Annotated in this window: 20 protein-coding genes; 11 read left to right on the top strand and 9 right to left on the bottom strand. The window is 34.9% G+C overall.

Going from position 1 to position 24,022, the window contains the following annotated elements:
- The first annotated feature begins 24 nt into the window (after positions 1 to 24).
- From BUE24_RS24420 to BUE24_RS07010, 3 genes are all read left to right on the top strand, one after another.
- The gene (locus BUE24_RS24420; protein WP_073315256.1) at positions 25 to 603 is read left to right on the top strand and encodes a hypothetical protein; all 579 of its coding nucleotides are present in this window, start codon (positions 25 to 27) and stop codon (positions 601 to 603) included.
- A 67-nt stretch (positions 604 to 670) separates the two neighbouring features.
- A complete protein-coding gene (locus BUE24_RS07005; protein ID WP_073315257.1) occupies positions 671 to 1,357 on the top strand; it encodes an ABC transporter ATP-binding protein in 687 nt (228 codons plus the stop codon).
- Between the two features lie 52 nt (positions 1,358 to 1,409).
- Positions 1,410 to 2,849 (top strand): sodium:solute symporter, encoded by a 1,440-nt coding sequence (locus BUE24_RS07010; protein WP_073315258.1) that lies wholly within the window; start codon positions 1,410 to 1,412, stop codon positions 2,847 to 2,849.
- On the opposite strand, the gene BUE24_RS07015 is transcribed toward BUE24_RS07010, so the two are convergent.
- Positions 2,826 to 3,188 (bottom strand): CoA-binding protein, encoded by a 363-nt coding sequence (locus tag BUE24_RS07015; RefSeq protein ID WP_073315259.1) that lies wholly within the window; start codon positions 3,186 to 3,188, stop codon positions 2,826 to 2,828. The genes BUE24_RS07010 and BUE24_RS07015 overlap by 24 nt on opposite strands.
- A 401-nt stretch (positions 3,189 to 3,589) precedes the next feature.
- Between BUE24_RS07015 and BUE24_RS07020 the strand changes: the two genes are divergently transcribed.
- A complete protein-coding gene (locus BUE24_RS07020) occupies positions 3,590 to 5,962 on the top strand; it encodes a TonB-dependent receptor (protein WP_073315260.1) in 2,373 nt (790 codons plus the stop codon).
- 282 nt (positions 5,963 to 6,244) lie between these two features.
- On the opposite strand, the gene BUE24_RS07025 is transcribed toward BUE24_RS07020, so the two are convergent.
- The 7 genes from BUE24_RS07025 to BUE24_RS07050 all read right to left on the bottom strand — a co-directional run bounded on the left by BUE24_RS07025 (position 6,245) and on the right by BUE24_RS07050 (position 13,727).
- Positions 6,245 to 7,252 carry a 3-oxoacyl-ACP synthase III family protein gene (locus BUE24_RS07025; protein WP_073315261.1) on the bottom strand — a complete coding sequence of 336 codons (1,008 nt, stop codon included), beginning with the start codon at positions 7,250 to 7,252 and terminating at the stop codon, positions 6,245 to 6,247.
- A 213-nt stretch (positions 7,253 to 7,465) separates the two neighbouring features.
- A complete protein-coding gene (locus BUE24_RS07030) occupies positions 7,466 to 8,374 on the bottom strand; it encodes an aKG-HExxH-type peptide beta-hydroxylase (protein WP_073315262.1) in 909 nt (302 codons plus the stop codon).
- Positions 8,375 to 8,512 (bottom strand): hypothetical protein, encoded by a 138-nt coding sequence (locus BUE24_RS23905; protein WP_170864567.1) that lies wholly within the window; start codon positions 8,510 to 8,512, stop codon positions 8,375 to 8,377.
- 339 nt (positions 8,513 to 8,851) lie between these two features.
- Complete coding sequence (locus BUE24_RS07035) at positions 8,852 to 9,484, bottom strand: response regulator (protein WP_073315263.1); 633 nt, start codon at positions 9,482 to 9,484, stop codon at positions 8,852 to 8,854.
- Positions 9,477 to 11,531: a tetratricopeptide repeat-containing sensor histidine kinase gene (locus BUE24_RS07040; RefSeq protein WP_139241924.1), complete on the bottom strand. Its 2,055-nt coding sequence runs from the start codon at positions 11,529 to 11,531 to the stop codon at positions 9,477 to 9,479. Before BUE24_RS07040 ends, BUE24_RS07035 begins: the two co-directional genes overlap by 8 nt.
- Before the next feature lie 180 nt (positions 11,532 to 11,711).
- Positions 11,712 to 13,019: an ABC1 kinase family protein gene (locus BUE24_RS07045; protein ID WP_073315265.1), complete on the bottom strand. Its 1,308-nt coding sequence runs from the start codon at positions 13,017 to 13,019 to the stop codon at positions 11,712 to 11,714.
- 42 nt (positions 13,020 to 13,061) lie between these two features.
- Positions 13,062 to 13,727, bottom strand: a complete 666-nt coding sequence (locus BUE24_RS07050) for a TetR family transcriptional regulator C-terminal domain-containing protein (protein WP_073315266.1) — start codon at positions 13,725 to 13,727, stop codon at positions 13,062 to 13,064.
- 255 nt (positions 13,728 to 13,982) lie between these two features.
- Here BUE24_RS07050 and htpG point away from each other — a divergent pair, with 255 nt between their 5' ends.
- From htpG to BUE24_RS07085, 7 genes are all read left to right on the top strand, one after another.
- Positions 13,983 to 15,869: a molecular chaperone HtpG gene (gene htpG / locus BUE24_RS07055; protein ID WP_073315267.1), complete on the top strand. Its 1,887-nt coding sequence runs from the start codon at positions 13,983 to 13,985 to the stop codon at positions 15,867 to 15,869.
- A 40-nt stretch (positions 15,870 to 15,909) separates the two neighbouring features.
- A complete protein-coding gene (locus BUE24_RS07060) occupies positions 15,910 to 16,977 on the top strand; it encodes a helix-turn-helix domain-containing protein (protein ID WP_084549431.1) in 1,068 nt (355 codons plus the stop codon).
- Positions 16,978 to 17,066: 89 nt separating this feature from the next.
- The gene (locus tag BUE24_RS07065) at positions 17,067 to 19,391 is read left to right on the top strand and encodes an outer membrane beta-barrel family protein (RefSeq protein ID WP_073315269.1); all 2,325 of its coding nucleotides are present in this window, start codon (positions 17,067 to 17,069) and stop codon (positions 19,389 to 19,391) included.
- A 108-nt stretch (positions 19,392 to 19,499) separates the two neighbouring features.
- Positions 19,500 to 19,733 (top strand): thioredoxin family protein, encoded by a 234-nt coding sequence (locus BUE24_RS07070; RefSeq protein WP_073315370.1) that lies wholly within the window; start codon positions 19,500 to 19,502, stop codon positions 19,731 to 19,733.
- 77 nt (positions 19,734 to 19,810) lie between these two features.
- Positions 19,811 to 20,533: a hypothetical protein gene (locus tag BUE24_RS07075; protein ID WP_073315270.1), complete on the top strand. Its 723-nt coding sequence runs from the start codon at positions 19,811 to 19,813 to the stop codon at positions 20,531 to 20,533.
- Positions 20,534 to 20,540: 7 nt separating this feature from the next.
- Positions 20,541 to 20,804, top strand: a complete 264-nt coding sequence (locus tag BUE24_RS07080; protein ID WP_073315271.1) for a DUF2024 family protein — start codon at positions 20,541 to 20,543, stop codon at positions 20,802 to 20,804.
- A gap of 76 nt (positions 20,805 to 20,880) precedes the next feature.
- Positions 20,881 to 21,486, top strand: a complete 606-nt coding sequence (locus BUE24_RS07085; protein WP_073315272.1) for a MarR family winged helix-turn-helix transcriptional regulator — start codon at positions 20,881 to 20,883, stop codon at positions 21,484 to 21,486.
- Between the two features lie 56 nt (positions 21,487 to 21,542).
- Here the strand turns inward: BUE24_RS07085 and BUE24_RS07090 are convergent, their stop codons facing one another.
- On the bottom strand, positions 21,543 to 23,852 hold the full coding sequence (locus tag BUE24_RS07090) for a S9 family peptidase (RefSeq protein WP_073315371.1): 2,310 nt from the start codon (positions 23,850 to 23,852) through the stop codon (positions 21,543 to 21,545).
- Positions 23,853 to 24,022 lie beyond the last annotated feature (170 nt).

Genomic DNA, 24,022 nt, shown 5'->3' on the forward strand with positions numbered 1-24,022 from the left:
CAAAGCTATATTCTATTTGGAAGTATGTTTTTCAAAATCAAATCGTATCTACAATTTCTTTTTAAGTCGACCAATCAACATGGGGTCCACTCCCCGTTTGTATACCAATTGGTAACAAAGTGTTTTTACAATAAGAAAAAGCTTGAAGTTTATGACACTATTAAAACATGGAACCTGCGAGATGAAGAAAACAGCGCTTTCAAGCTAAAAACGCTCAAATTACTATTTCGCCTACCAACTTACTTAAACTACCAGAACATTTTTCTTTCCAAGGGTACTCCAAAGATTATTTCACAAATATGGTCCTCTCAGAACGAACTTGATAATACTTCAAAAATCGATACCCATCCAACCTATGATCTTATCTACATCGATTTACATAAGGACATCCTTTCTGTGGCCGAAGTTATCGAGTTTTTCTCGTATACGCACAATGATAGTTTGGTATTACTGCGTGGTATACATAATTCCTCAGAGCACCTTTTGTTATGGGATACTCTAAAACAACATCCTCAGGTTCAGGTAACGATCGACACCTTTTATTTAGGGTTTGTTTTTTTCAGAAAAGAACAGGCAAAAGAACATTTTACAATTAGGTTGTAACAACTTTTCAGTTCGTGCGTCAAATAGCTGAATATTGTATCTTACACAAAATTCTAGAGGTCATTATATGGAAAACGTTATCGAGATAAGAGGCATAATACGTAATTTTCAATTAGGTCAGGAAACCGTTTATGTATTAAAAGGTATTGATTTGGACATCAAAAAGGGAGAATATGTGGCGATCATGGGCCCTTCTGGATCAGGAAAATCAACCTTGATGAATCTTTTAGGATGTTTGGATACTCCTACAGCGGGGACCTACATCCTAAATGGTAACGATGCCAGCACAATGACCGACAATGAATTGGCTGAAATTAGAAATCGAGAAATAGGATTCGTATTTCAAACCTTTAATCTACTGCCAAGAACTACAGCTCTTGATAATGTTGCCTTACCTATGATTTATGCTGGTGCTTCAAAAAAAGAAAGAACTACACGAGCAGAAGAGGTACTAACCGATGTTGGATTAGCAGATCGTATGGATCACAAACCCAATCAGCTTTCTGGAGGACAACGACAACGTGTAGCTGTAGGTAGAGCTTTGGTCAATAAACCTTCGATCATATTGGCTGATGAACCAACAGGAAACTTGGATTCTAAAACCTCAATAGAAATCATGAATTTGTTTGATGAAATTCATGCTGCAGGAAATACGGTGATTATTGTTACTCACGAAGAAGAAGTTGCCGAGCACGCGCATCGGGTGATACGCCTTAGAGATGGTATCATAGAAAGTGATGTAAGAAATAAATAAGCCATAGTTTCGAGTTAATTTGTATTTTGGTGTTTCATTATAACCAAAGTTTATGCAACCCACACAAATACTACTGCTCATAGCGGGCTATTTTGGCGTTCTCTTACTCATCTCTTATTTTACTGGAAAAAATTCTGGAAACGAAGCTTTTTTTAAAGCAAACCGACAATCCCCCTGGTATGTAGTTGCCTTCGGAATGATCGGAGCTTCATTGAGTGGAGTCACCTTTATCTCGGTACCGGGTTGGGTTGAAGCTTCTCAGTTTAGTTATATGCAAGTGGTATTAGGATATATCCTTGGATACACGGTAATCGGTACCGTGCTACTTCCTTTGTATTATCGACTTAATCTTACCTCTATATACACTTATTTGGACGAACGTTTTGGGAACTATTCATACAAGACAGGAGCCTCATTCTTTCTGCTCTCCAGAGTTGTTGGAGCTAGTTTTAGACTATTTCTAGTTGCCAATGTATTGCAGTCTATATTATTTGATGCCCTGGGGATACCTTTTTGGGTGACTGTTATTATTACCATCCTGCTCATTTGGTTGTATACGTTTAAATCTGGTATCAAAACGATCGTTTGGACGGATACTCTACAAACCCTATTTATGCTTATTGCAGTTGGAGTTGCTATTTATTATGTTTCGGATGACCTGGGCCTCAATGGAGCCAATCTCTTAGGATATGTGCTGGATAGCGACCTCTCCAAAATGTTCTTTTTTGATGATTTTAAAAGTGCCAACTATTTCTGGAAGCAATTTTTCTCGGGAGCTTTTATTGCCATTGTAATGACCGGTTTGGATCAGGATATGATGCAAAAAAACCTGACTTGTAGAAGTTTGAAAGATGCACAAAAAAATATGTTTTGGTTTACCATTGTCCTGACTTTTGTGAATTTCATTTTCCTTGGCCTTGGGTTATTACTCACGCAATACGCTTCACAAAATGGAATAGATGCTCATAAAGACCAACTTTTTCCGGCTATAGCAACACAAAGTGGACTTGGTGTAGGGATTGCTCTGTTTTTTGTCTTGGGCTTAATTGCCGCAGCCTACAGCAGTGCTGATAGCGCATTGACGTCGTTAACCACATCTTTTAGTATTGATATTCTAGATATTGAAAAGAAATACGATTCTAAAGATCAAGTACGAATTCGCAAAAAAATCCACGTGCTTTTTTCGGTTATCCTGGTTTTAGTCATTATTGCTTTCAAATATATCATTAGAGACGAGAGTGTCATTGCAAAACTATTTGTTTTTGCTGGATATACGTATGGGCCATTACTAGGCTTGTACGCTTTTGGTTTGTTTACCAAATTTAATGTGAAAGATAAATGGGTACCTATCGTTGCTATTCTCTCTCCTGTTCTTTCCTATATCATAAGTGATAATAGCGCCACCTGGTTTGGATTTGAATTTGGGTTCTTTATCCTTATTCTAAATGGTTTTTTAACTTTTCTAGGACTAATATTGATTCGTAGACAATAAAACCAAAGTACAAGCTACCTCTACCTCTATGCCGACCTCTTGTAGTTGGGAATACAACTCTGGATTCTCAGTACCTGGATTAAATATTACCCGATTGGGGTGCAAACTTATAATATAATCGTAATATACACTTTGTCGTCTGGGATTGAGATATAAAGTAACCGTATCTACATCCTTAAAAACAATGGGTTCTTTGGTTATAGCAACTCCCGAAACATTTCCCTCTTTTAAACCGATGGCTACCACCTCGTGTCCATGTTCTACTAATCTATGAATAGCTAAGTTTGAATATCGATCTGTTTTTAGTGAAGCACCTAAAACAAGTGTTTTTTTGGTCATTAAAAATTTTTAGGTTTTAGACAATAAACGTTAAAAAAATAAGTCATAATGTTAAAAACAGAGTACTAGTGTAACACAACATAAAGCAGTCCGTCTTACATATATAAAGATATGATTTTTCATAGATTTAGTTAGTTAGTTACTTAGATAATAATCAAATTTTATTCATAGTTGATGGTTAGTGTTACTATTTGGTTATTATAAGAAAACCGCCTTTTTCGAGGCGGTTTTTGTTTTTATACAATCTTTTGTTAAAACTGGAATAAGCTGTAACAGAAAACCACCCTGTTCGTCTAGTCTTTATATACGCTTCATCACCGTATAGAAGAATAAAGTAGACTTTTATTTCTCCTGAGATAAAAATCTACATATAGCATCAATCAATCAAATAAACGTTCAGAATGAAAACAATTAGTCAAAAAACAATTGTACTGTTTTTCTGTGCTTTTTACTGTCTAATCTTAAAAGCACAACCCAACAACGAAGCTATCGTAGGTACCATAAAAGGTAAGGTAATCGATAAGAATCTCAATCAGCCAATCCCCTATGCTTCGGTAGTCATTAATGACGGATCAAATAAAGTAATTAGTGGTGGTATTACTACAGAAAATGGCGATTTTTTAATTGCAGACGTTCCCAAAGGGAATTACACTTTAAAAATTCAATTTATAGGGTATGCAACACATACTCAACCTATAGAGATTTCCAGAAAAAATAAAGATATCGATGTAGGAACTATTTCTTTGGAAGAGACCGCAGAAGCCTTAGACGATGTTACCGTAGTGGCTGAGAGAACAACCATAGAACAAAAAATCGATCGTAAAGTAATTAACGTAGGAAAAGATCTTACGACGACTGGAGGTACAGCTGCAGAAATCATGAATAATATCCCATCTGTAAATGTTGACCAGGACGGAAATATCGCTTTACGAGGAAATCAAAATGTTAGAATTTTGGTAGATGGTAAACCTACCAATTTGACTCCTAATCAACTGCTGCGGCAGATTCCCTCTACTTCTATCAAAAAAATTGAATTAATCACCAACCCTTCTGCAAAGTACAATCCGGAGGGAATGAGTGGAATTATCAATATTGTACTTCACAAAAACAGCAACATCGGTTTTAATGGTAATATCAACACCGGAGTAAACTGGGACCAGAATGCCAGATTCAACAACTCAATTGATTTGAATTATAGAGCAGGAAAATTAAATGTGTATGGAAGCTGGGGTGCTAACATTACCAAAAACAGAAATGCCGGTTTTGTATTACGTGAAGATGAGAATTATTTAACGAATTTTACATTTTTGGATAACAATAAATCTCACCTTGTAAAAGTAGGTGTAGACTATTACATCAACGACAAAAACACTATTTCACTATACACCAATCAAAATCTATTTGATGGTTTAACTACCGGGATTACTGATATCATATTTTTGGATATGGACGAGAATGATCTTACCCAAAATCTGAGAAGTGATAGTGAAAATCTTGGGTCTACCTACAACCTAGATTACAAACATGATTTCGAAAAGGAAGGTCATAATATAGAACTTGAAATTGATTACAATGTTTTTGATGGTGACAACGATGATGATTTTGGTTTTGTAGGAGGTGATGGTTCTTTTATTAATTACAATGATCTTATTGACAATGAAAGAACAAATACCACCATTAATCTTGATTATGTAAATCCACTAAGCGAAAAAACCAAATTAGAGCTAGGGTATGAAGCACGTTTACGAAGGACCGATAATGACTACAGATCAACACTATTCCCGAATTCTATCTACAGTTATGACCGTGATATCCATTCACTATATGCTACCTACGGTACTAACTTTGAAAAATGGTCGTATCAACTTGGTGCCCGATTCGAGAGTTATCAGGTAGATGCCGTATTTAATGGAGAAAAAGTTTTTGAAGATGAAATTTTCACCGTTTATCCGTCTGCATATTTGACCTATAAACCTGGCGAGAAAAACACCTATCAGCTTAGTTATAGCCGAAGAGTCGATCGTCCTGGATTGAATCAAGTAAATCCTATTAGAGAATGGAGCACTCCCAGGATAATTTCGATTGGTAATCCTGCATTAGATCCTCAGTTTACCAATTCTATAGAGTTTAATTACACTCGTAAGCTTGAGGGTGGTTCTATCACAGGTGGGGTATTTTATCGATTGATTAATGATGAGATCAATCAAACATTAATCGAAAATCCAGATGTTGAAGAGGGACAGATATTAACCTTTGATAACTTTGATAACAACTCTGCATACGGCGTTGAACTCTCTAGCAATTACAAACCGACCAAATGGTGGAATTTTAATGCCAGTTTTGATTTGTACGGGCAAACGCAACGAGGTATTGTAGAAGGAATCACGAGAGAGGTAGATGCAGTTATTTACAATTTTAGAATTAATAATAATTTCAAAGCCACCAAAAATCTAACTTTTCAACTATTTGGATTCTATAGAGGCGAACAAGAAGGCGTACAATTCAAAACGAAACCATTTTACTTTATTAATACAGGAGCACGATACAACTTATTTGGAGGAAAAGGAACAGCCAGCATTAACTTTAATGATATTTTTAATACCCTGCGTTTCAGATTCTCTGGAGATACACCTTTTCCACAAAATGGAAGATTTCAAGGAGAAACACAAACTATATATTTAGGACTTTCTTATAGGTTTGGTAGTGGAAAAAATAGAAAAATCTCAAGAAAACGTAGAGATAATAACGAAAAATCCGGCGGGGGGATACTATAAATTAACTATTTTCAAAAAATATGTTAATTAGATGAATATTAATCAGTAATTTAGTTAAATTAGCTATTAACTACTCATCAAAAGCCTTAAAGTTAAATAATTGTAAAAATTTAGCATTTTTTGTAACACTTTACAATTTATAACGTTTAATATAGTACAGTCATGGTTATAATTTATTTGAATTAGCCTTTAAAAAATAATAACCGAGTTATTTCATATTAACGCGAAGTTCTTTCTAGCACTTCGCGTTTTCTTTTGTTATAAACTGTAATATCCTTTGTATTACCATCTTATGATCGCACTACCCCAGGTAAATCCACTACCAAAGGCTGCCAATACAACAAGGTCTCCTTCTTTTACCTTACCTTCTTCCCAAGCTTCTGTAAGCGCAATAGGAATGGATGCGGCTGTAGTATTTCCATATCTTTGGATATTGTTATACACTTGATCATCAGACAGTCCAAATTTCTTTTGTACAAACTGTGAAATTCTAAGGTTGGCCTGATGAGGGATTAACATGTTGATATCTCCAGGAGTCAATTCATTGGCTTGTAGCCCTTCATTAATTACCTCCGAAAAACGAACTACGGCATTTTTAAAAACAAATTGCCCGTTCATATATGGGTAATACGGTATATTTTCTTGAGGATTTTCTTCGATAATTGCAGGTACCCAGTGATCCGTGCTTGGTCCCTCCAGAGATAATTCCTTAGCATGAGCTCCTTCGCTATGCAAATGTGTCGATAGAATTCCTCGATTTGGGTCTTCACTTCTACTCACTACAGCAGCTCCAGCACCATCTCCAAAAATAACAGATACTCCTCTACCTCTGGTCGTCATGTCCAAACCACCACTGTGATTTTCACTACCGATCACTAATACGTTTTTGTACATACCGGTTTTTATAAACTGATCGGCTACAGAGATCGCATATACAAAACCACTACATTGGTTGCGAACATCCAAAGCAGGAATTGTTTTCATGTTCATCATCTCCTGAACTCGTACTCCCCCACCTGGGAAATACATATCCGGACTTAGTGTTGCAAAAATGATTAAATCGATATCATCTGTGGATAAATTGGCTCGCTCAAGAGCAATTTTTGCGGCTTTAACACCCATGATCGACGTACTATTTCCATCTCCTTTCTTGATATGGCGTCTTTCTTTGATCCCTGTGCGCTCTTGAATCCAAGCGTCATTAGTATCCATAAGTTTTGAAAGATCGTCGTTGGTAACCACATTTTCAGGAACATAAGATCCCAATCCTGATATTCTAGAAGTATACATATATATTTTACTTAATGTGTATTGTGCTTAGTTTAAAATGCATTAAAATCTGCCGCACAATATAGATATTCTAGACATTTTGATAAAGTAAACGATGATTATATTATATGCATGCATAACAAATAGTTTAAATTCATTTTACTATTTATTAACTTATCATTTTTGGGTCACCAAAAGCAACATTAAAAAGTGAATACACCTTAGAAACATTACCTAAACCAACTCTTGGTTTAATGCTATATGAGACAGTTCTAAATGCACTTGTTCTCCCAACTCTGTGAGAGCACAATTACTTTTTATTGCATCCGATGTCTCTCTTGCTTTCTTTAGATAATCGTTATGGTAAGTATGTAAAACCTCTACTTCATCAGAAGGCATTTTCGAATCTTTGAGCTTATATCTTATGTAATTGAGCATAAAGGAAAGCGCGACTAGCCCATGCATTGCTTTTATAGCCGGTCTTGATTGTTGTCTGATTCCCGACCAAATAGGTATAAGCATGTCTTTTTCATGAATCAATGTATCTGTACATTGTAAAAGAAATAAAATTTGATGCCCCAGCTCATGAACCAAGCTCATTTCAAATAGCAGTTGCCCATGTTCTCTGGCATACGGTATTTCAATAAAAATCGCGCCTCTTGCCAAAATTGTGCTGTATGAATAAGACCTATAATTTGCAGCAGATACAGGAACTACCACATCTATAATATCATCAAAACCCTTTGAGAATAGAGGTCCTTTTTTTATTTCAGCTTTTGAAGTTTTGTAGAACTCTATGAGCTCTGGAGCGATTGGATCCATTAAACCAATATCGCTCACTTTTTTATTAGAAATGCCCGTTTTTTCTTCTGAAAGATCCCATACCAAAGCCCCATCTGTTCTTAAAAAATTATCCAAATTTTTAACCATTTCCGGATCAGATAGAATTTCTCCTTTACTAGGTTGATGATTATATACCGGATGAAAAGAATAATCTCCTTCGTTTTGGACCAATCCACATAACCAAGGAGAATAAGAAGTTAAAAGCGTGCCTAATTTTTTATTCGTTAAGTCAATAACTTGCTGATCAATACTTTTTTTAAGATCCATCAGATCATCAAGAAGGTCTTCATGGAAAATCATCTACGCTCTGTTATGGCGATCGGTTTTATCGGTTCCTTCTCCGGCTTGATTCCCGCCTAAAACTTTTAGCATTTCTATCTTTTTTAGTTCAATGTTTGACTTTAGATTTTTTAGAAGATTTTCTTTTTTAATTTCCATGCCCTTAATATTTAATTGATTGCGTATTCTATAAAGATAACTTTATTAGTATTAAGATCCAACCCTATTCTTGTAACACCCCCCTAAAACACAAAAAAGCTACAAACTTTTAGTTTGTAGCTTTTTTCCCCCAATGTTCTTAAAACAGATCTGTTTTTAGAATATTTTACTCATTACCCTGATTTTGTTTTCCCAATTCGTTTCACAATGAAATTCCTTATTCGGTAATGATTTGAACAAAACTGTATTTTTGATTCTCAGCGTTTTAAGATCAATACAAAGATATATTGCCGATACATATCAGTCCATACGTAGCCCTACGTAAAAACGAAAAAACGCCTATAACAAAGATTCTTTATTTTTTTGAGCCCAGATCAACAATGCATTAGGTTTTTGATCTAAATCCAATTTTTTGATAATATTGGCCCTATGTTTTTCTACAGTACGAACGGAAATACTTAAAAAGTCTGCAATCTCACCGCTTGTCATTTCGTCGGCGATCAATTTGAGTATTTTCATTTCTGAACGCGTTAATTTTTCGATATGAGTACCTTGCTCTGTGCTAGTCGAAAATCGTTTGTATATTTTTTCACTGAAATAGGATTCCCCTTTACATACACTCTCAATACAAGCTTCTATTTCTGAAAGTGCAAATTCTTTTAAAAGATATCCATGAATATTATACTTTACCGCCTCTTCAAAAATCCTTTTCTCCTTATGTAACGTGTTGAGCACTATTTTGGTATCGATCTGATGTCGCTTGCAATTCTTTGCAATATCAATACCCGTCATATTGGGCATTTCGATATCCAAAATCGCGATATCTGGTTTTTCTTTAATAATCGTATTGTAAGCAGAAAGTCCATCGGTACAAGTTGCGATGATCTGGTAATTTTTCTCTCTTAAGAATTCTTCAAGACCTCTTAAAAGCAATGGATGATCATCTGCAATAAGTATATTAGGTCTAAGCATATTTTGGTATTTTAAATATCAATGTGGTCCCGTTGTCTATTTCCGATAAGATTTTGAAACTGGCTTTTAAAAACTTAGATCGTTCACTTAACGTTTTTAGGCCTATTTTGGAGATTGCCGTTTTTTCTTGGGAAACATCAAAACCTTTTCCATTGTCTTTGATAACTATTTCGACATCGTTTTCTTTATTGTTAACCCTAATTTCTGCCGACCTGGCATTAGAATGCTTAAGAATATTATTAAAACTTTCCTGGACTAATCTATAAATATTAATCTCCTTTTCAGGATCAAAAACCTGATCAATATTATCGATATCCGCGGAAATAAAAATGTCATAATTCTCATCAATCATCTCTACACTACTTTCTAAGGTCACCGTAAGTCCTAATTCTTCCAACTTAAATGGATGCAAGCTTCTGGAAATACTTCTCACCTCATCAATCACATTATCCACTACTTTGGCCGTTTGTTCATCCTTGCTTTGTGTAACCCTATTTTTGATCAGCAGTAAACTTTGGCCAACACTATCGTGTAAATCTTTCGAAATACGTTTACTTACTCGTTCTTGGGTTTGTAATAATTCCTGTAAAAAAGACTGTTGCAGTTTCTTGTTACGAAGTAAAAATACTCGGTTTCGATAGAGGTAAATAGACAAGAATAAAAGGCTTAATCCCACACCACCAAAAATCATCAGATTTCGTTTTGCCTTATTTTTTTCTTCGAGTATACTAATATTTGCATTTTGAGCAGCTATCTTACTCTCTTTCTTTTCAATTTCGTATAATGTGCGGTAGTAGATAATGCTATTAGACCTTCTGATATTGTACAAAGAGTCTTTGAGCAGTAAATGTTTTTCGAGATGTTTGGAAGCTTCAGCAAAATTCTTACTGCCATAATGCGCTTTATGTAACTCCTTTTCAACATGTACCTGACTCTGTAAATCATTAGATTTGGTAAACATTTCTAATTCTTCTTCTAAAAAAGGAATCGCATTTTGGTATCTGCCAGAAGCCAATTCATATTCAGATGCAGCCTGAAGATAAAACATCTTGTCATAGGGGCTGTTCACTAAATCGGGAAACATCTTGAGGGAATCCAAATATTTCTTAGCAATATCCAACTGCCCTCTTTTAGAATAAAATTCGGATAAATATCCTCTTAACCTGAATCTACTAGCACCAAGCTTTTCGTCATTAGCTATAAGAGCCAAGGCTTCCTGCAAAGCTTCACCTTGTTTTTCATATTCTTTTCTTTTTACATAATCCCTAGAATCATTGATCTTGAGTTCAGACAAGGCAACGATATCTTTTTGTTGCTGTTGGTTCAATAACTCTCTGATTTTTTGGCGTTCCTCGAAAGATTTATCTAATAAATACAATTGACTAAAAATACCTGAAATCGCTAATCCAGTATAGGCTACATAGGCTGTATCTTTCATTTTCCCATACAACTCATTTGCTTTTTGATATTTCAAAATCGCTTCAGAGAGCCTTCCTAGTCGTTCTGTTGCCTGACCATTAAAGTACAGTGCGTCTGCCTCAAAAATGGTATCTCTGGTTTGATGATATGTCCTTTCGGCTTTTTCATAGTCAACAATAGCTTTTTCCAGATTATCTATTTGATAAAAAGCCGCTGCCCTCTTGACATAAAGATGCCCCAGATTAATTCTTTTCTTAATCTTATTACTATCAGGAATGATATTATTGACAATCACCATGGCAGAATCTGGCTTGTTAATAATATTAAGGTAATGATATGTAAGTCGAGAGGTTCGGAAAGCCGCCAGATCTATGCTATCTAACTGCTTTGCTAAATCGATATGTTGTAGTGCATACTTCGAATAGTGTTCTTTATAAAACTTAGTATCACTCCACTTTAACTCATTGATTTGTTTAGAAAGGGAATCTAATAACCTCAGTTTATCTTGACCAGGAACCATTTGATCTACCTGTTCCATAAATTGGGTAAGCTCATTGTTTTGCTGAGAAAATCCGCAAAAACCAATGATGACGAAAGAAAAAAAGATGTAAACGTTAACTCTACACATTGTAAGGGGAAATTTCTAAACGTGAATATACACATTATTGTATTTTATAATAGCATCTTTTTAGTCAATTTATCCCTACAAAGAAGATCTGCTGTTAAATGCGGAAGGTGTGCCAACCACAGCACACCTTCCTAACAACCTAACCAATAAATAAACAAACCAAGTCAATCGGACGACTGACTAAAGGTATTTTTCAAAATTTCTTACTCGAATTGTTGCTTTCAAATCGTGTAACAAATTGTATAAGCCGAAAAATGTTCTGTTGATATATAGGAAGTGCTTGCTTCCTCTATTACCATTCATTTTTCTTAGCTCAGTATCCTTAGAGTATTTTTCACTTAACTCATTAATTTTTCCCCAAAAGTCTTCATCGGCCATATCAAAGACATCTCTATTAAATGGTCGTGTTAATAGGCTCAACATTTCATGAAACAGCTCCGAGAAGAATCTTTTTTCTTCGGGGGTGTCATCTTCTCGGAGAATTTCCAGTTGAAACATCTTTTGGGTAAAAAATTCTTTATCACTAATATTATTATGATCAGCCAACTCAAAATAAGGCGTATAAAAATCCATAGGGATCTTTTTGACACATCCAAAATCTATGGCAATCAGATTATTTTCTGAATCTACCAGGAAATTTCCAGGATGTGGATCCGCATGCACTGCCTTCAAAACATGTATTTGATACATATAAAAATCCCACAGTGCCTGCCCTATTTGATTGGCAATCTCTTTATTTTTATTTTGTTTTGCGAATTCACTTAAATGAACACCATCCATCCAATCCATTGTAATAATTCGCTCACTGGATAAGTCTGCATAATACTTCGGAAATTTCAAGTTTGGGATTTGTGCACATGCACTGGTAATCTCCTGACTTTGTTTTACTTCGAGCACATAATCTGTTTCTTCGAGTAACTTTCCTTCTACTTCTTTGAAGTATTTTTCAGAATCTTTTCCTTTTAAATTAAACATTCTGATGGCGATGGGCTTAACCATCGCCAAATCAGAACTTATGCTGTTTGCAACTCCAGGATATTGAATTTTCACAGCAAGTTTTTTCCCATCTTTAACTGCCTTATGTACCTGTCCGATACTGGCCGCATTAACAGATTGAGTTGCAAACGTATCATATAATTCTTCGGGGTATTTCCCGTGATATTTCTTAAATGTCTTTCTTACCAAAGGTGCAGACAACGGTGGAACACTAAACTGCGCTAGTGAAAACTTCTCTACATATGCATTTGGTAATAAATTCTTCTCCATTGACAGCATCTGAGCCACTTTTAATGCGCTTCCTTTTAGGTTCTTTAAACCATCATATATATCAGCTGCATTATTTTCGTTAAGCTCTTCCCTAGTCGTATTAGGGTTTACTGCTTTCTTACTATAATATTTGAGATAATTGCCTCCCACACGAACTCCCGTTTTTACCAATTCGGTAGTTCGTCCTAGTTTTGTAGTGGGTATTTTATCTATTGTTTTCATATATTCTACAACAAGAGTCTGATCTAATTCTAATTCCTTACATTAATTTGACATAACCTTTTCTTTCCACAGAAATTTTCCGAAATCCAGGATGCTATTCAGTGGCGTATTATCGAAAAGATCAAATATGGTATTCACCGATTTCTCAATAGCGATATCGGTCTTCTCAAACTGTGCAGAATCATCATTTGCCCAAAAATTCAACAAAAACAAAAACTGTAACCAAGCGCCTTCTGAAAATACTTGCACTGGGTTTTTGGTAATTTTATATTGTTTCTCCTCGTTATCGGTTTCGATAAGATCTTTTGTAAAATCTCTGATATTGCGTCTTAACTCCTTGAGTTGACTTACATTCTTCAAAGGCATATTGCCTTCTTTTAAAGCAAACAGCACATAACTCCTATTGAGTGTCAGCATTTCAAAAAACGTATAAAAAAATGTCAACATCTTTTCCCTACTCGTAAACTCGGCATATTCTTTATTTTTATGCATTGCGTCTACAGTAGTTGTAAAAAAGGCAGCCCATATACTGGAATTTACCTTTTCTAAACTTCCAAAGCACTTATAGAACTCTTCCTCGGTAATTTTGATCTCTTTACAAAACTTGTATACCGATTTTGGAAACCCATCATGTTCTAAAGCATGTTCCATATACTTTGAAATAATGAACTGATTATCAACTATTTTTTTGTTTTTTGAAGTAGCCATATTTTTATTTTAACTATGTAAAGATACTAATTGTTTAATCTTTACTTACAAAAGTTAAACAAAAAAATTGTTAAAGTTGTTTCATAAAAAATGAAACTTTATTGCTTGGGATAGTTTAGTCTATAAACCTCCTTAAACATTACATGCTGCATTCATAAAAATGTATTAATGTCAGTTTGTCAGCAAATCAGAATTGGTATTTTTTTTGAAACGAGGTTATTCTAATAAGGACAATAAATTTAAAATCATATAACAATGACAACAGGAAATATTAATGTATCGGTTGAGAATATTTTTCCGCTGATTAAAAAATTCTTGTATTCAGATCATGAAATTTTCTTACGAGAATTAATTTCTAATGCAACCGACGCCACTTTAAAACTTAAGCATCTTACCAGCATTGGTGAAGCCAGTGTAGAATATGGAAATCCACTTATAGAAGTAAAAGTCGATAAAGAGAATAACCTTTTACGTATCATAGATCAGGGTATCGGTATGACTGCCGAAGAGGTACAGAAATACATCAACGAAGTAGCCTTTTCTGGCGCCGAAGAATTTCTTGAAAAATATAAAGACAGTGCCAAGGATGCTGGAATCATAGGTCATTTTGGTCTTGGTTTTTACTCTGCTTTTATGGTAGCAACCAAGGTTGAAATCATTACCAAATCTTATAAGGATGAACCTGCAGCACATTGGATTTGTGATGGATCTCCTACCTATAGTCTTGAAGCTCATGACAAAACAGAAAGAGGTACCGAGATTGTTCTGCATATTGGTGAAGAAGATGCCGAATTTCTTGAAGAAAGTAGAATTAGAGAGTTATTGGTAAAGTATAACAAGTTTATGCCAGTACCGATTAAGTTTGGTACTAAAACTGAAACACTACCAAAACCAGAAGATGCAAAAGAGGAAGATCCGGCTCCTACACAAGAAGTAGACAATATCATTAACAATCCTAATCCTGCCTGGACAAAACAACCTGCGGATTTACAAGATGAAGATTATAAAGGTTTTTATAGAGAACTGTACCCTATGCAGTTTGAAGAGCCATTATTCAATATCCACCTTAATGTAGATTATCCTTTTAACCTTACCGGGATTTTATACTTCCCAAAATTGGGGCAGGATATGAATATGCAAAAGGACAGAATTCAATTATATCAAAATCAAGTTTTTGTAACGGATAATGTAGAAGGTATCGTTCCTGAATTTTTGACTATGCTTCGTGGTGTAATTGATTCTCCGGACATTCCTTTGAACGTATCAAGATCCTATTTACAAGCTGATGGAAATGTAAAAAAGATATCAAGCTATATCACCAGAAAAGTAGCTGATAAGTTAAACTCGATGTTTAAAAACAATCGCGAGGATTTTGAGCAAAAATGGAATGATATTAAGATTGTTATTGAATACGGGATGCTTTCTGAAGAAAAATTCTTCGAAAAAGCAGATAAGTTTGCGCTTTATCCTACTGTAGATGAAACGTATTTCACTTTTGAAGAGCTACAGGAAAAAATTAAAGACAATCAAACTGACAAAGACAATAAGTTGGTGGTACTTTATGCTTCTAATAAAGATGAGCAGCATGCTTATATTGCTGCTGCAAAAGACAAAGGGTACGAAGTACTGTTGCTAGACTCTCCTATCGTTTCTCACTTAATTCAGAAATTAGAAACTAGCAAGGAAAACATCTCATTTGTGCGTGTAGATTCAGATCATGTAGACAATCTTATCAAAAAGGATGAAGAAACTATTTCTAAACTTTCTGATGAAGAAAAAGAAGTATTAAAAACAGATCTTGAAAAGGTAATTCCTGCAGAAAAATATACGGTACAGTTAGAAGCTATGGATAGCAACGCCGCTCCGTTTATGATTACACAACCAGAGTTTATGCGTCGTATGAAAGAGATGCAACAAACCGGTGGTGGAGGAATGTTTGGTATGGGTAATATGCCAGAGATGTACAATCTGATTGTAAATACAAACCACGAGTTGGTTGGACAAATTGCTAGTACCAAAACTGATAAGAAAAAAGAACGTTTGATCAAGCAATCTTTGGATTTGGCAAGATTATCTCAAAACCTGCTTAAAGGTGAAGAATTGACAGCCTTTATCAATCGTAGCTTTGAAATGATAAAATAAGAGTATATATACTTATCAAATTATACCGCTTCATACTGCTATGAAGCGGTTTTTTTGTACTTCCTCTTTTGAAATCAATCCTAAATATTCTACATTCGTAACAATCACATTAAGAGCAAAAATGAGAGCTTTTCAGTACTTTTTTCTTTTTACATTGTTATTCCAGACCCATACATTTGGTCAAGCTCCTGTTTCGGGGTACCTTAACATTGATCAGTCCGAAAAGTGGGAAAACAAAGTCACATTAAGCAAAATAGATCTTAACGATCAAGACAGTGATTATCATGCTATACCAATTGCCACAGCAAGCATTACCGAAGAAGGCTTCTTTGCCTTTGACCAAGAGCATTTTGAAAATCATGCACAACTGTATAAGCTACAACTTCAACCTTTATCAGATAAAGAGAAAAAAAAGCTTTCCGAAAAAATAAAAAACTACAAGTTGTTTATTGCTTCAAAAAAGGATACGGTATCGTTTCATAAAACCACCAAGTATTTTGACAAGTACACCACTACGAGCAAAGCAGATTTGGAATGGCAAAAATTAAAAAAGTTTAATGCACGATTCGAAAACTTGACCTCTGATTTTGATACCAAACAGTATTTAATAGAAACCAAGGGATATGTAAAAGATTCTTTACAGATACTTCTGGTAAAGCTCATTGGTATCAAAGCTTTGGATGATCAAAATTTATTGGAGAAAGACATCAAAAAGAATCCCAAGTACTACGTAGATCTTTTACAAGAATTAAAATCCAGTGAACTTGATCCTGCTACCTATTTGTATCTGGAAAACAAACTTCATTTAATCACCAAAGAATTAACTACTCAAAAATATCAGGTTAGTCTTTGGGCTAATGCTGTAGCAATTTTTATCATAGGATTACTCATTGGTGGTATCTTCTACATGAAGAACAAACGAAATGTTCGCCAAATCCCGTTAAGCAAACAAGAACAAATTGTAAAAGACCTCATCCAATCTGGAAAAAGCAATAAAGAAATTGCCAACGAACTATTTGTAAGCATAAGCACTGTAAAAACACATATCTCCAACATTTACAGCAAATTAAATATTGCTAATCGCCAGGAATTGTTATCCAAAAGATAAAATCATACCGGTACTAGTACCATAATCCGCTCTTAAAAATTGAAGGAAGCATTGTTTTCTAGTGTTATTTGTTTTCAGAAAACAAAAACATGCAAAAAACAATCTTCACCCTATTTTCACTATTGCTTTGGGTATCCTTTTATGCTCAAGAAACCTACACCCTATCCGGAACAATTTCAGATCAAAATGGCACCCCCGTAATTGCAGGAGATGTGATATTAAAAGACAACACTACTCAGGAGATCATCACTTTTACTTTTGTGGATAACGGTATGTTTATTTTTAACCCCATTGTCGAAGGTCGTTACTTGTTATCAATTTCCTGTTTGGGATATGACACCAAAACTATAGAGATTCTATTAAATGAAGACAAAAAGATTTTCTTGCAATTATCAAAGGCTTTAGTTGATCTTGATGAAGTTACCGTAAACAGTACAAAAAATACGTTTAGTTTTAAAGAAGGGAACCTAAGTGTGAACGTAGAAAATTCTATTCTGGAATCCCTACCTTCTACAACCGCTCTTTTTTCAAAACTACCAGGTATTCAAATAAGTACAAATCAGGAATCGTTATCCATTATAGGTAGAGGTACCCCATTATTGTATATGGATAATCAGAGAATCGATTTTGATCAATTAAAATCTATAGTTGTTGGAGATATCAAATCGGTAGAAATTATTGATAATCCTCCTGTCAAATATGAGGCTGAAGGCAGAACGGTAATCTTGATCACTAGAAAACGAAACAAAAAAGAAGGCTACAAAATTGATCTTTCAGAAACGGCTTCTTTTAAAAGGAGGTTTAGTAATTATTTGGAGCTACGTTCAAGTTTTAAACAAAAAAAGCTAGAGCTACAAGCCAACATCAACTACAACCAAATTGGTTTTTGGGAAAACTCCGGATCCAGATTAGAAGTCCCCGAACAAAATATCATATCCGATTATAATGCCAAAGCAATTGGCCCCAGACCTCAGTTTATTTTTGGCGGTGGTTTTTTCTATGAATTGAATAAAAGTGATTACTTCTCTGGAAGAATCAATTACAGAACACAGCGTGATCGATTTCCCATTCTTACCAATACATTTTTACAAATCGATCAAACAGAAGATTTCATCATATCCGAAAGCTTAAATAATGCCCCACGAAGTTTTTTGACTTCGAATATCAACTACAATAAAAAACTGGATGCAAAACGTAATTTGTTTTTTGGTGTTCAGTATTCTGATTATTCAAGAGACCTAGAGAGCAGCATTTTTAATAATGTGAATCAAAATGGTTTTGAATTATCTCAAAACAGGAATCAGACCTATGATATTGCTGTTCTTGCATCAAGAATTGACTTTGAAAATGAAATCAATAAACAAATTAAAGTTGAAGTTGGTGGTTCTGTATCTTTAAGTAAAGCCAAAGCCTTTTCTGATTTCGAATTTGTCGACACTGATCAACGTCTGGTGACTGTTTATGATTACAATGAAGATACTTATGCTTCCTATGCACAATTATCAGGTAAAGTAAACAAGATTGGCTATAACGCAGGATTGAGAGTAGAAACTAATGTGGTAAAAGGAGGTTTTAGAAACGAGGAAGATCTGTTGGTAGATAGAACACAAACTCAGTTATTCCCAAAAGCTAGAGTTAATATCCCTATAGATAGTACAAAATCATTAAATTTTGCTTACAACAAAACGATCAATAGACCGGGTTACCTCAATGCCAGCTCAATAAGTACATTTATAAATCCCTTGGTAGAATTTACCAGAAATGTAAACCTACGCCCAACAATCACACAAGAACTATCTACCAATTTTATCACTAAAAAATCGAATCTTAGTTTTCGTTATTTCCATACAGAGTACCCTATATTTTTTAGTTCTGTCTATAATGAAGAAGAAGGCAGTATTGTCTCCTCTCCACAAAACTTTGAGCAAGAAACCGGGTATAGCATCCAATTTCAAAATACACAGCGCTATAAAATGATTACCTCAACCAATATCATAAGTCTAAACTACTCCAAAATAAAAGATCCACTTGCCGTAGAACAACAAACCAGCCCCTATCTATATTACTATTCTAACACCGAATTTAAAATCAAACCCAAAACCACCTTGGGTGTTAACTTCTGGGGGCTATCTAAAAGATACCAAGGAATTTTTGAAAGAAATGCATTAATTGTTGTGGGGGCATCTTTTGCAACTACCATATATCAAAAACTACAACTGTCTATTAATGCTAATGACATTTTCAGAAATATGAATTTTGAAGATCGATATACTGCCAATCAAATCCAGGCCAAGGACACCTTCTTTGTCAATGCGCAGGAGCTTTCATTCTCATTACAGTACTCTTTTGGTAAGACGAAAAAGTCATCCTTCAAAAATAAAGATGTAGACGACAACCTCAACAGAATTCGATAATCTTCATCTACTCTATTGATGAATCATGTTAAAAAAAGTAAAAATATTTTTTTAGTTAGGATTCCTTACTATATTTGTATCGAATTAATAAACGAAAAAAATAAAATTATGAGTAAATCAATTTTTTATCATGCTGGCTGCCCAGTATGTATTAGCGCAGAACAAGATCTTGTACACCTTATTGGTAACGAAAACGTAGAAATTGTTCATTTGGGAGAGGACCAGTCACAAATAGAAACTGCCGAAAAAGCAGGAGTACAATCTGTACCTGCACTATTAACTCCAAACGGAAATGTATTGCACATCAACTTTGGAGCTGCTATAGCCGACGTAAAGGCTTAATTTTTTTTCATGCTTATAGTTAGGATTCCTTATAAAAAGAATCCTAACTATATATGTAACCTTTAAATATCAAAGTAATGAAACTACTATCTTTAAGTATACTTTTAATCCTATCGAATGTATTATATGCATGCGATGATTGTAAAAAGTACAATAATGACGATCTCAAAATAACAGCAGCTTCTGTTATTCATAGCGAAGAAATTTCCAGCACTATTTGGGAAATTACGGTATCAGGAAATGCAGGTAAAACCACGCCCACTCCAGCCGGACAGTTGCATGATGCCCCTGTGTTGGGATATGTATTCCCTACCACCTTACAACCCACCGATGTAGGTTTTAGTGCAACCGATGGTATTGTAGCGTTGGCTCTAACCTCTCATCCAGATTTTGACGATACTCCGCTGTGGGATGAAAACACAGATAATATATATGACAATGATGGGATTGTATGGCATCCTCATTGGGTGGTGCTACATCAGGACAAACGGGTAGAAGGAGGCTTAGCCGTAAAGCAATTTGACAAAAATGACAAATCTGTAAAACTACCACCTACAAATCCCGGTATGCCTATGTATATGGATTCGCCAGGTTTTCAAGTGATCACAAAAGGAAATAAGATCAAAGTGGTCATTCCTGATTATAGAATGAATCATAAAACCGATTTTAAGTTTGATGCGGTAGCTGCCTATATGCAGGTAAATACTGAAAACAAAGATAAACCTATGCTTGGGGTATATGAAGTATACAGCGTGCTAAGCAAAGACCTTTCCCTTCCCTATCAAGTAACATTAAAATAAGATAACTATGGAAATAGCTGTTTGGGACACCTATGTACAAAGAAACGATGGAGCTGTTATGCACTTTGATATTTTAGTATCGGATACTTTAACAGATGAAGAAAGAATATTTGAGTTTGGTCGAACCTACTTAAAAACAAAATCTTTTGAAACTGGTAGCTTAACCTCAAAAGAATGTAGGTTTTGTCATATTGCTGTAGCTTCCGAAGAAATGATAGCACAGATCGTAACGAAAGGATATTATATTCTTGAAATGAAAAACTGTAATTAATAATCTCCAAAATAATTAGGATCACTAACTTTGCCAATAAGAAATTAGTATTTCTTGTTGGTAAAGTTGTAAACATATGGATAAAAGCATTTTTGATATTACTTTTCAGAATACCGATACGGTTTCCAAAATTGTTGTGGGTTTAGAACGTATTTCGGAAGCATTTAGAGCTTTACTTTGGGAGTATGCCAAGACCATTGGCCTAAGCCCCATTCAAATACAAATTTTGATTTTTGTTGCGTATCACAAGGAGCATTTATGTACAGTTAGTCATTTGGCTAAAGAGTTTAACTTAACCAAACCTACGATAAGTGATGCGGTAAAAGCTCTCGAAAAAAAAGGGATGATTAGTAAACATAAAACCTTGGTTGATAGCAGAAGTTATTTCATAGTATTGACTGGAGAGGGAAAAAAAACTGTTTCGGCCACAGAACATTTTGCAAATCCTATTCGAACTCAGGTGGCTCAATTTGATCAAGAAAAACAAGAATCTCTATTGTCTACCATAAATACATTGATCTATAAACTAAATAGAACGAGTATTTTATCTGTTCAACGTACTTGTTTTGGTTGCAAGTTTTATCAAAAAAATAAAGAAGATCACTATTGCAATCTGATCAAAACTACCCTATCTAATAAGGATATTCGTCTGGACTGCCCAGAATTTGAGGAAAGCGCATAAAAAAAGCCCCCTGACCCAAGTTACAGGAGGCTTTTCACTCAAAATTAAGACTAAATTTATCCCTTTACAGGTTTTGTTTGTTCTTTTTTCAAATGTTTTGCATAGAATCCCATCATTGCTTTATACATCGCAATAGAGTTTTCTTCTTTTCCGAAACCATGTCCTTCATCATATCTAACCATATAAGGTACATCATACCCTTTGTCACGTAATGCCTTTACGATCTGATCTGATTCATCGATATTTACTCTTGGATCATTGGCCCCTTGTACTACAAACAATGGCTTCTTGATTTTCCCAATTTGATATACAGGAGATACTTCTTCCATAATTGCTTTTTCTTCAGCAACATCTTCGTCATACCAAATTTCTTTGATAATCTTTAAATAAGGCTTCCAGTAAGGAGGAATCGTTTTCATAAAGGTAAATAAGTTTGAAACCCCTACGTAGTCAACACCGCAAGTATATAAATCAGGAGTTTTGGTCAATCCTCTTAGCACAGCATATCCTCCGTGGCTTCCACCATAAATCGCTACTCTATCCTTATCTACCCATCCTTGCTCGATTACATATTTTAACCCATCTTCAACATCATCCATCGCTTTTCTACCGATTTGCTTAAATCCGGACTCTAAAAACTTTCTTCCGTATCCTCCAGAGATTCTAAAGTTCACCTGAAGTGTTGCATATCCTCTACTTGCAAATAATTGAGCTTCTGGATTAAATCCCCAAGAATCGCGGATTCCTTGTGGTCCTCCATGTGGATTTACTACCAAAGGCACTTTCTTACCTTGTAAGGCTTCTTTTGGCAAAGTGATATACCCATGGATGGTAAGCCCGTCTCTACTAGTAAAAGTAATCGGTCTCATCTCTGCCATATCATTTTCTTTAAGTTGTGGCATCAAATTATACAACAACTTGAACTCTTCGGTTTTGGTGTCATAAGAATAATATACTCCGTATAACTTATCACTTTGTAAGAAGATTAGATACTTATCCTCTTCGTCGGTTTTATCAGCGATAGAATATTGGTGATCTGGAAACTTTGCCGTAATTTTTGCATGTAGTTTCTTGTAGTAATCACTAACCGGAACTACTACTCTTTTCTCACCTTGATAAGAGAAATAGTCTAATTCGTATCCTCTTTTTCTGGAAACTGAAAGGTTAGACACGTCATACTTGTCATTAGAGAATAGCTTTTTAATTACCTTATCCTCTTTTAAGTCATATAGATAAATTTCGGACTTATCAGAATCCAAATTAGATACGATATATGCATCATGCGGATTGTCTGTTGAATAATCAAAGTTTAAGATCGAAAACGTATCTTTCCAGTTTAATTGCTTGATGATTTCGTAGCTGCCTTCATTTTTTGCGTAGTAGAAATCAAAATTCACTCCGTCACGAATCTTAGCATATCCTTTTAAATTTCCATCCTTATCAAAATTGTATCCAGCGATAGGATTAGCGGCATCTTCATTTTTAAACAACTGTTTGATTTCTCCTGTTACAATATTGATCTTGTAAGGTTCAAAAATCTGCTTGTTGTTTTTGTTCATCGAAATGATCATATGATCTTCATCTTCTCTTAACCCTTCCAAAATATTTACCTGTACTCCTTCATAAGGGGTCAACTCTTTTTGATCAGATCCGTCGATATTAGCAGCAAACAAATGATAATCTTCATTCCCGCCTTTATCCATTACATATACCAGACGGCCGTTGTTGGCCCAGCCATACCCTCGGATCAATTCTTCTTTCTCTTCGATTACGCGAGTTACTTTGCCCGAGGCAATTTCTTTTACATATACATGATTCTTTTTGTTCTCATCCTTTTCTCTATACGAAAGGTATTTCCCATTTGGGGAGAAACGAAACGTTCTGGCCTTTGGTTTTGCAAAATAATCTTCTACAGAATACCCATAGGCCCCTTTATCCAGGTCTGCCAACTTTATTAATTCTGCATCAGAGGTAACCAATTCTGGATTACCGGGGATTGTTTTTTCAGATTTTTCCATTTCTAAGGGTAATTCCATTCCGCCTTGATAAAAAGTTCCTTTTAATTTTTGTGGTGCTACTGCTGCTACATACTTGATGCCAGCTTTCTTGAATACTAATGTTAATTGTTCATTTTCTAGTAGTACTTTGTCCATTGGAAGTCCCGTAGCTCCTTGAGAAGGACTATCCATGGTAGCCGCCAAAGCTCCATCCTTTTTTTCGATGTGAAATGCCAAAGGTATTTCGGCTCCTTGCACAGATAATTTACCTTTCCAGGTACCTGTGACTTCCTGTGCTTGTATAGGCACAAAAGACAAACATAAAAGCACTATAAATGTGCTCCAAACTGTAGATGATTTTGTTCTCATATTGATTGATTTATAAAGAAAAAGTGTGTTTCTAATATCATAAGTAATCATCGTTTGGATTTTGTTACATTCTATTTATGTTTTAACATAAAACTTGCAAATTTGGAAACAATCAAAGTAACATAATCCTTATCGCACCGGCACCTCTATCATATATACTTAGAATATTA

This window comes from Aquimarina spongiae (genome assembly GCF_900141785.1).
In the GTDB taxonomy this organism is placed as follows: Bacteria; Bacteroidota; Bacteroidia; order Flavobacteriales; family Flavobacteriaceae; genus Aquimarina; species Aquimarina spongiae.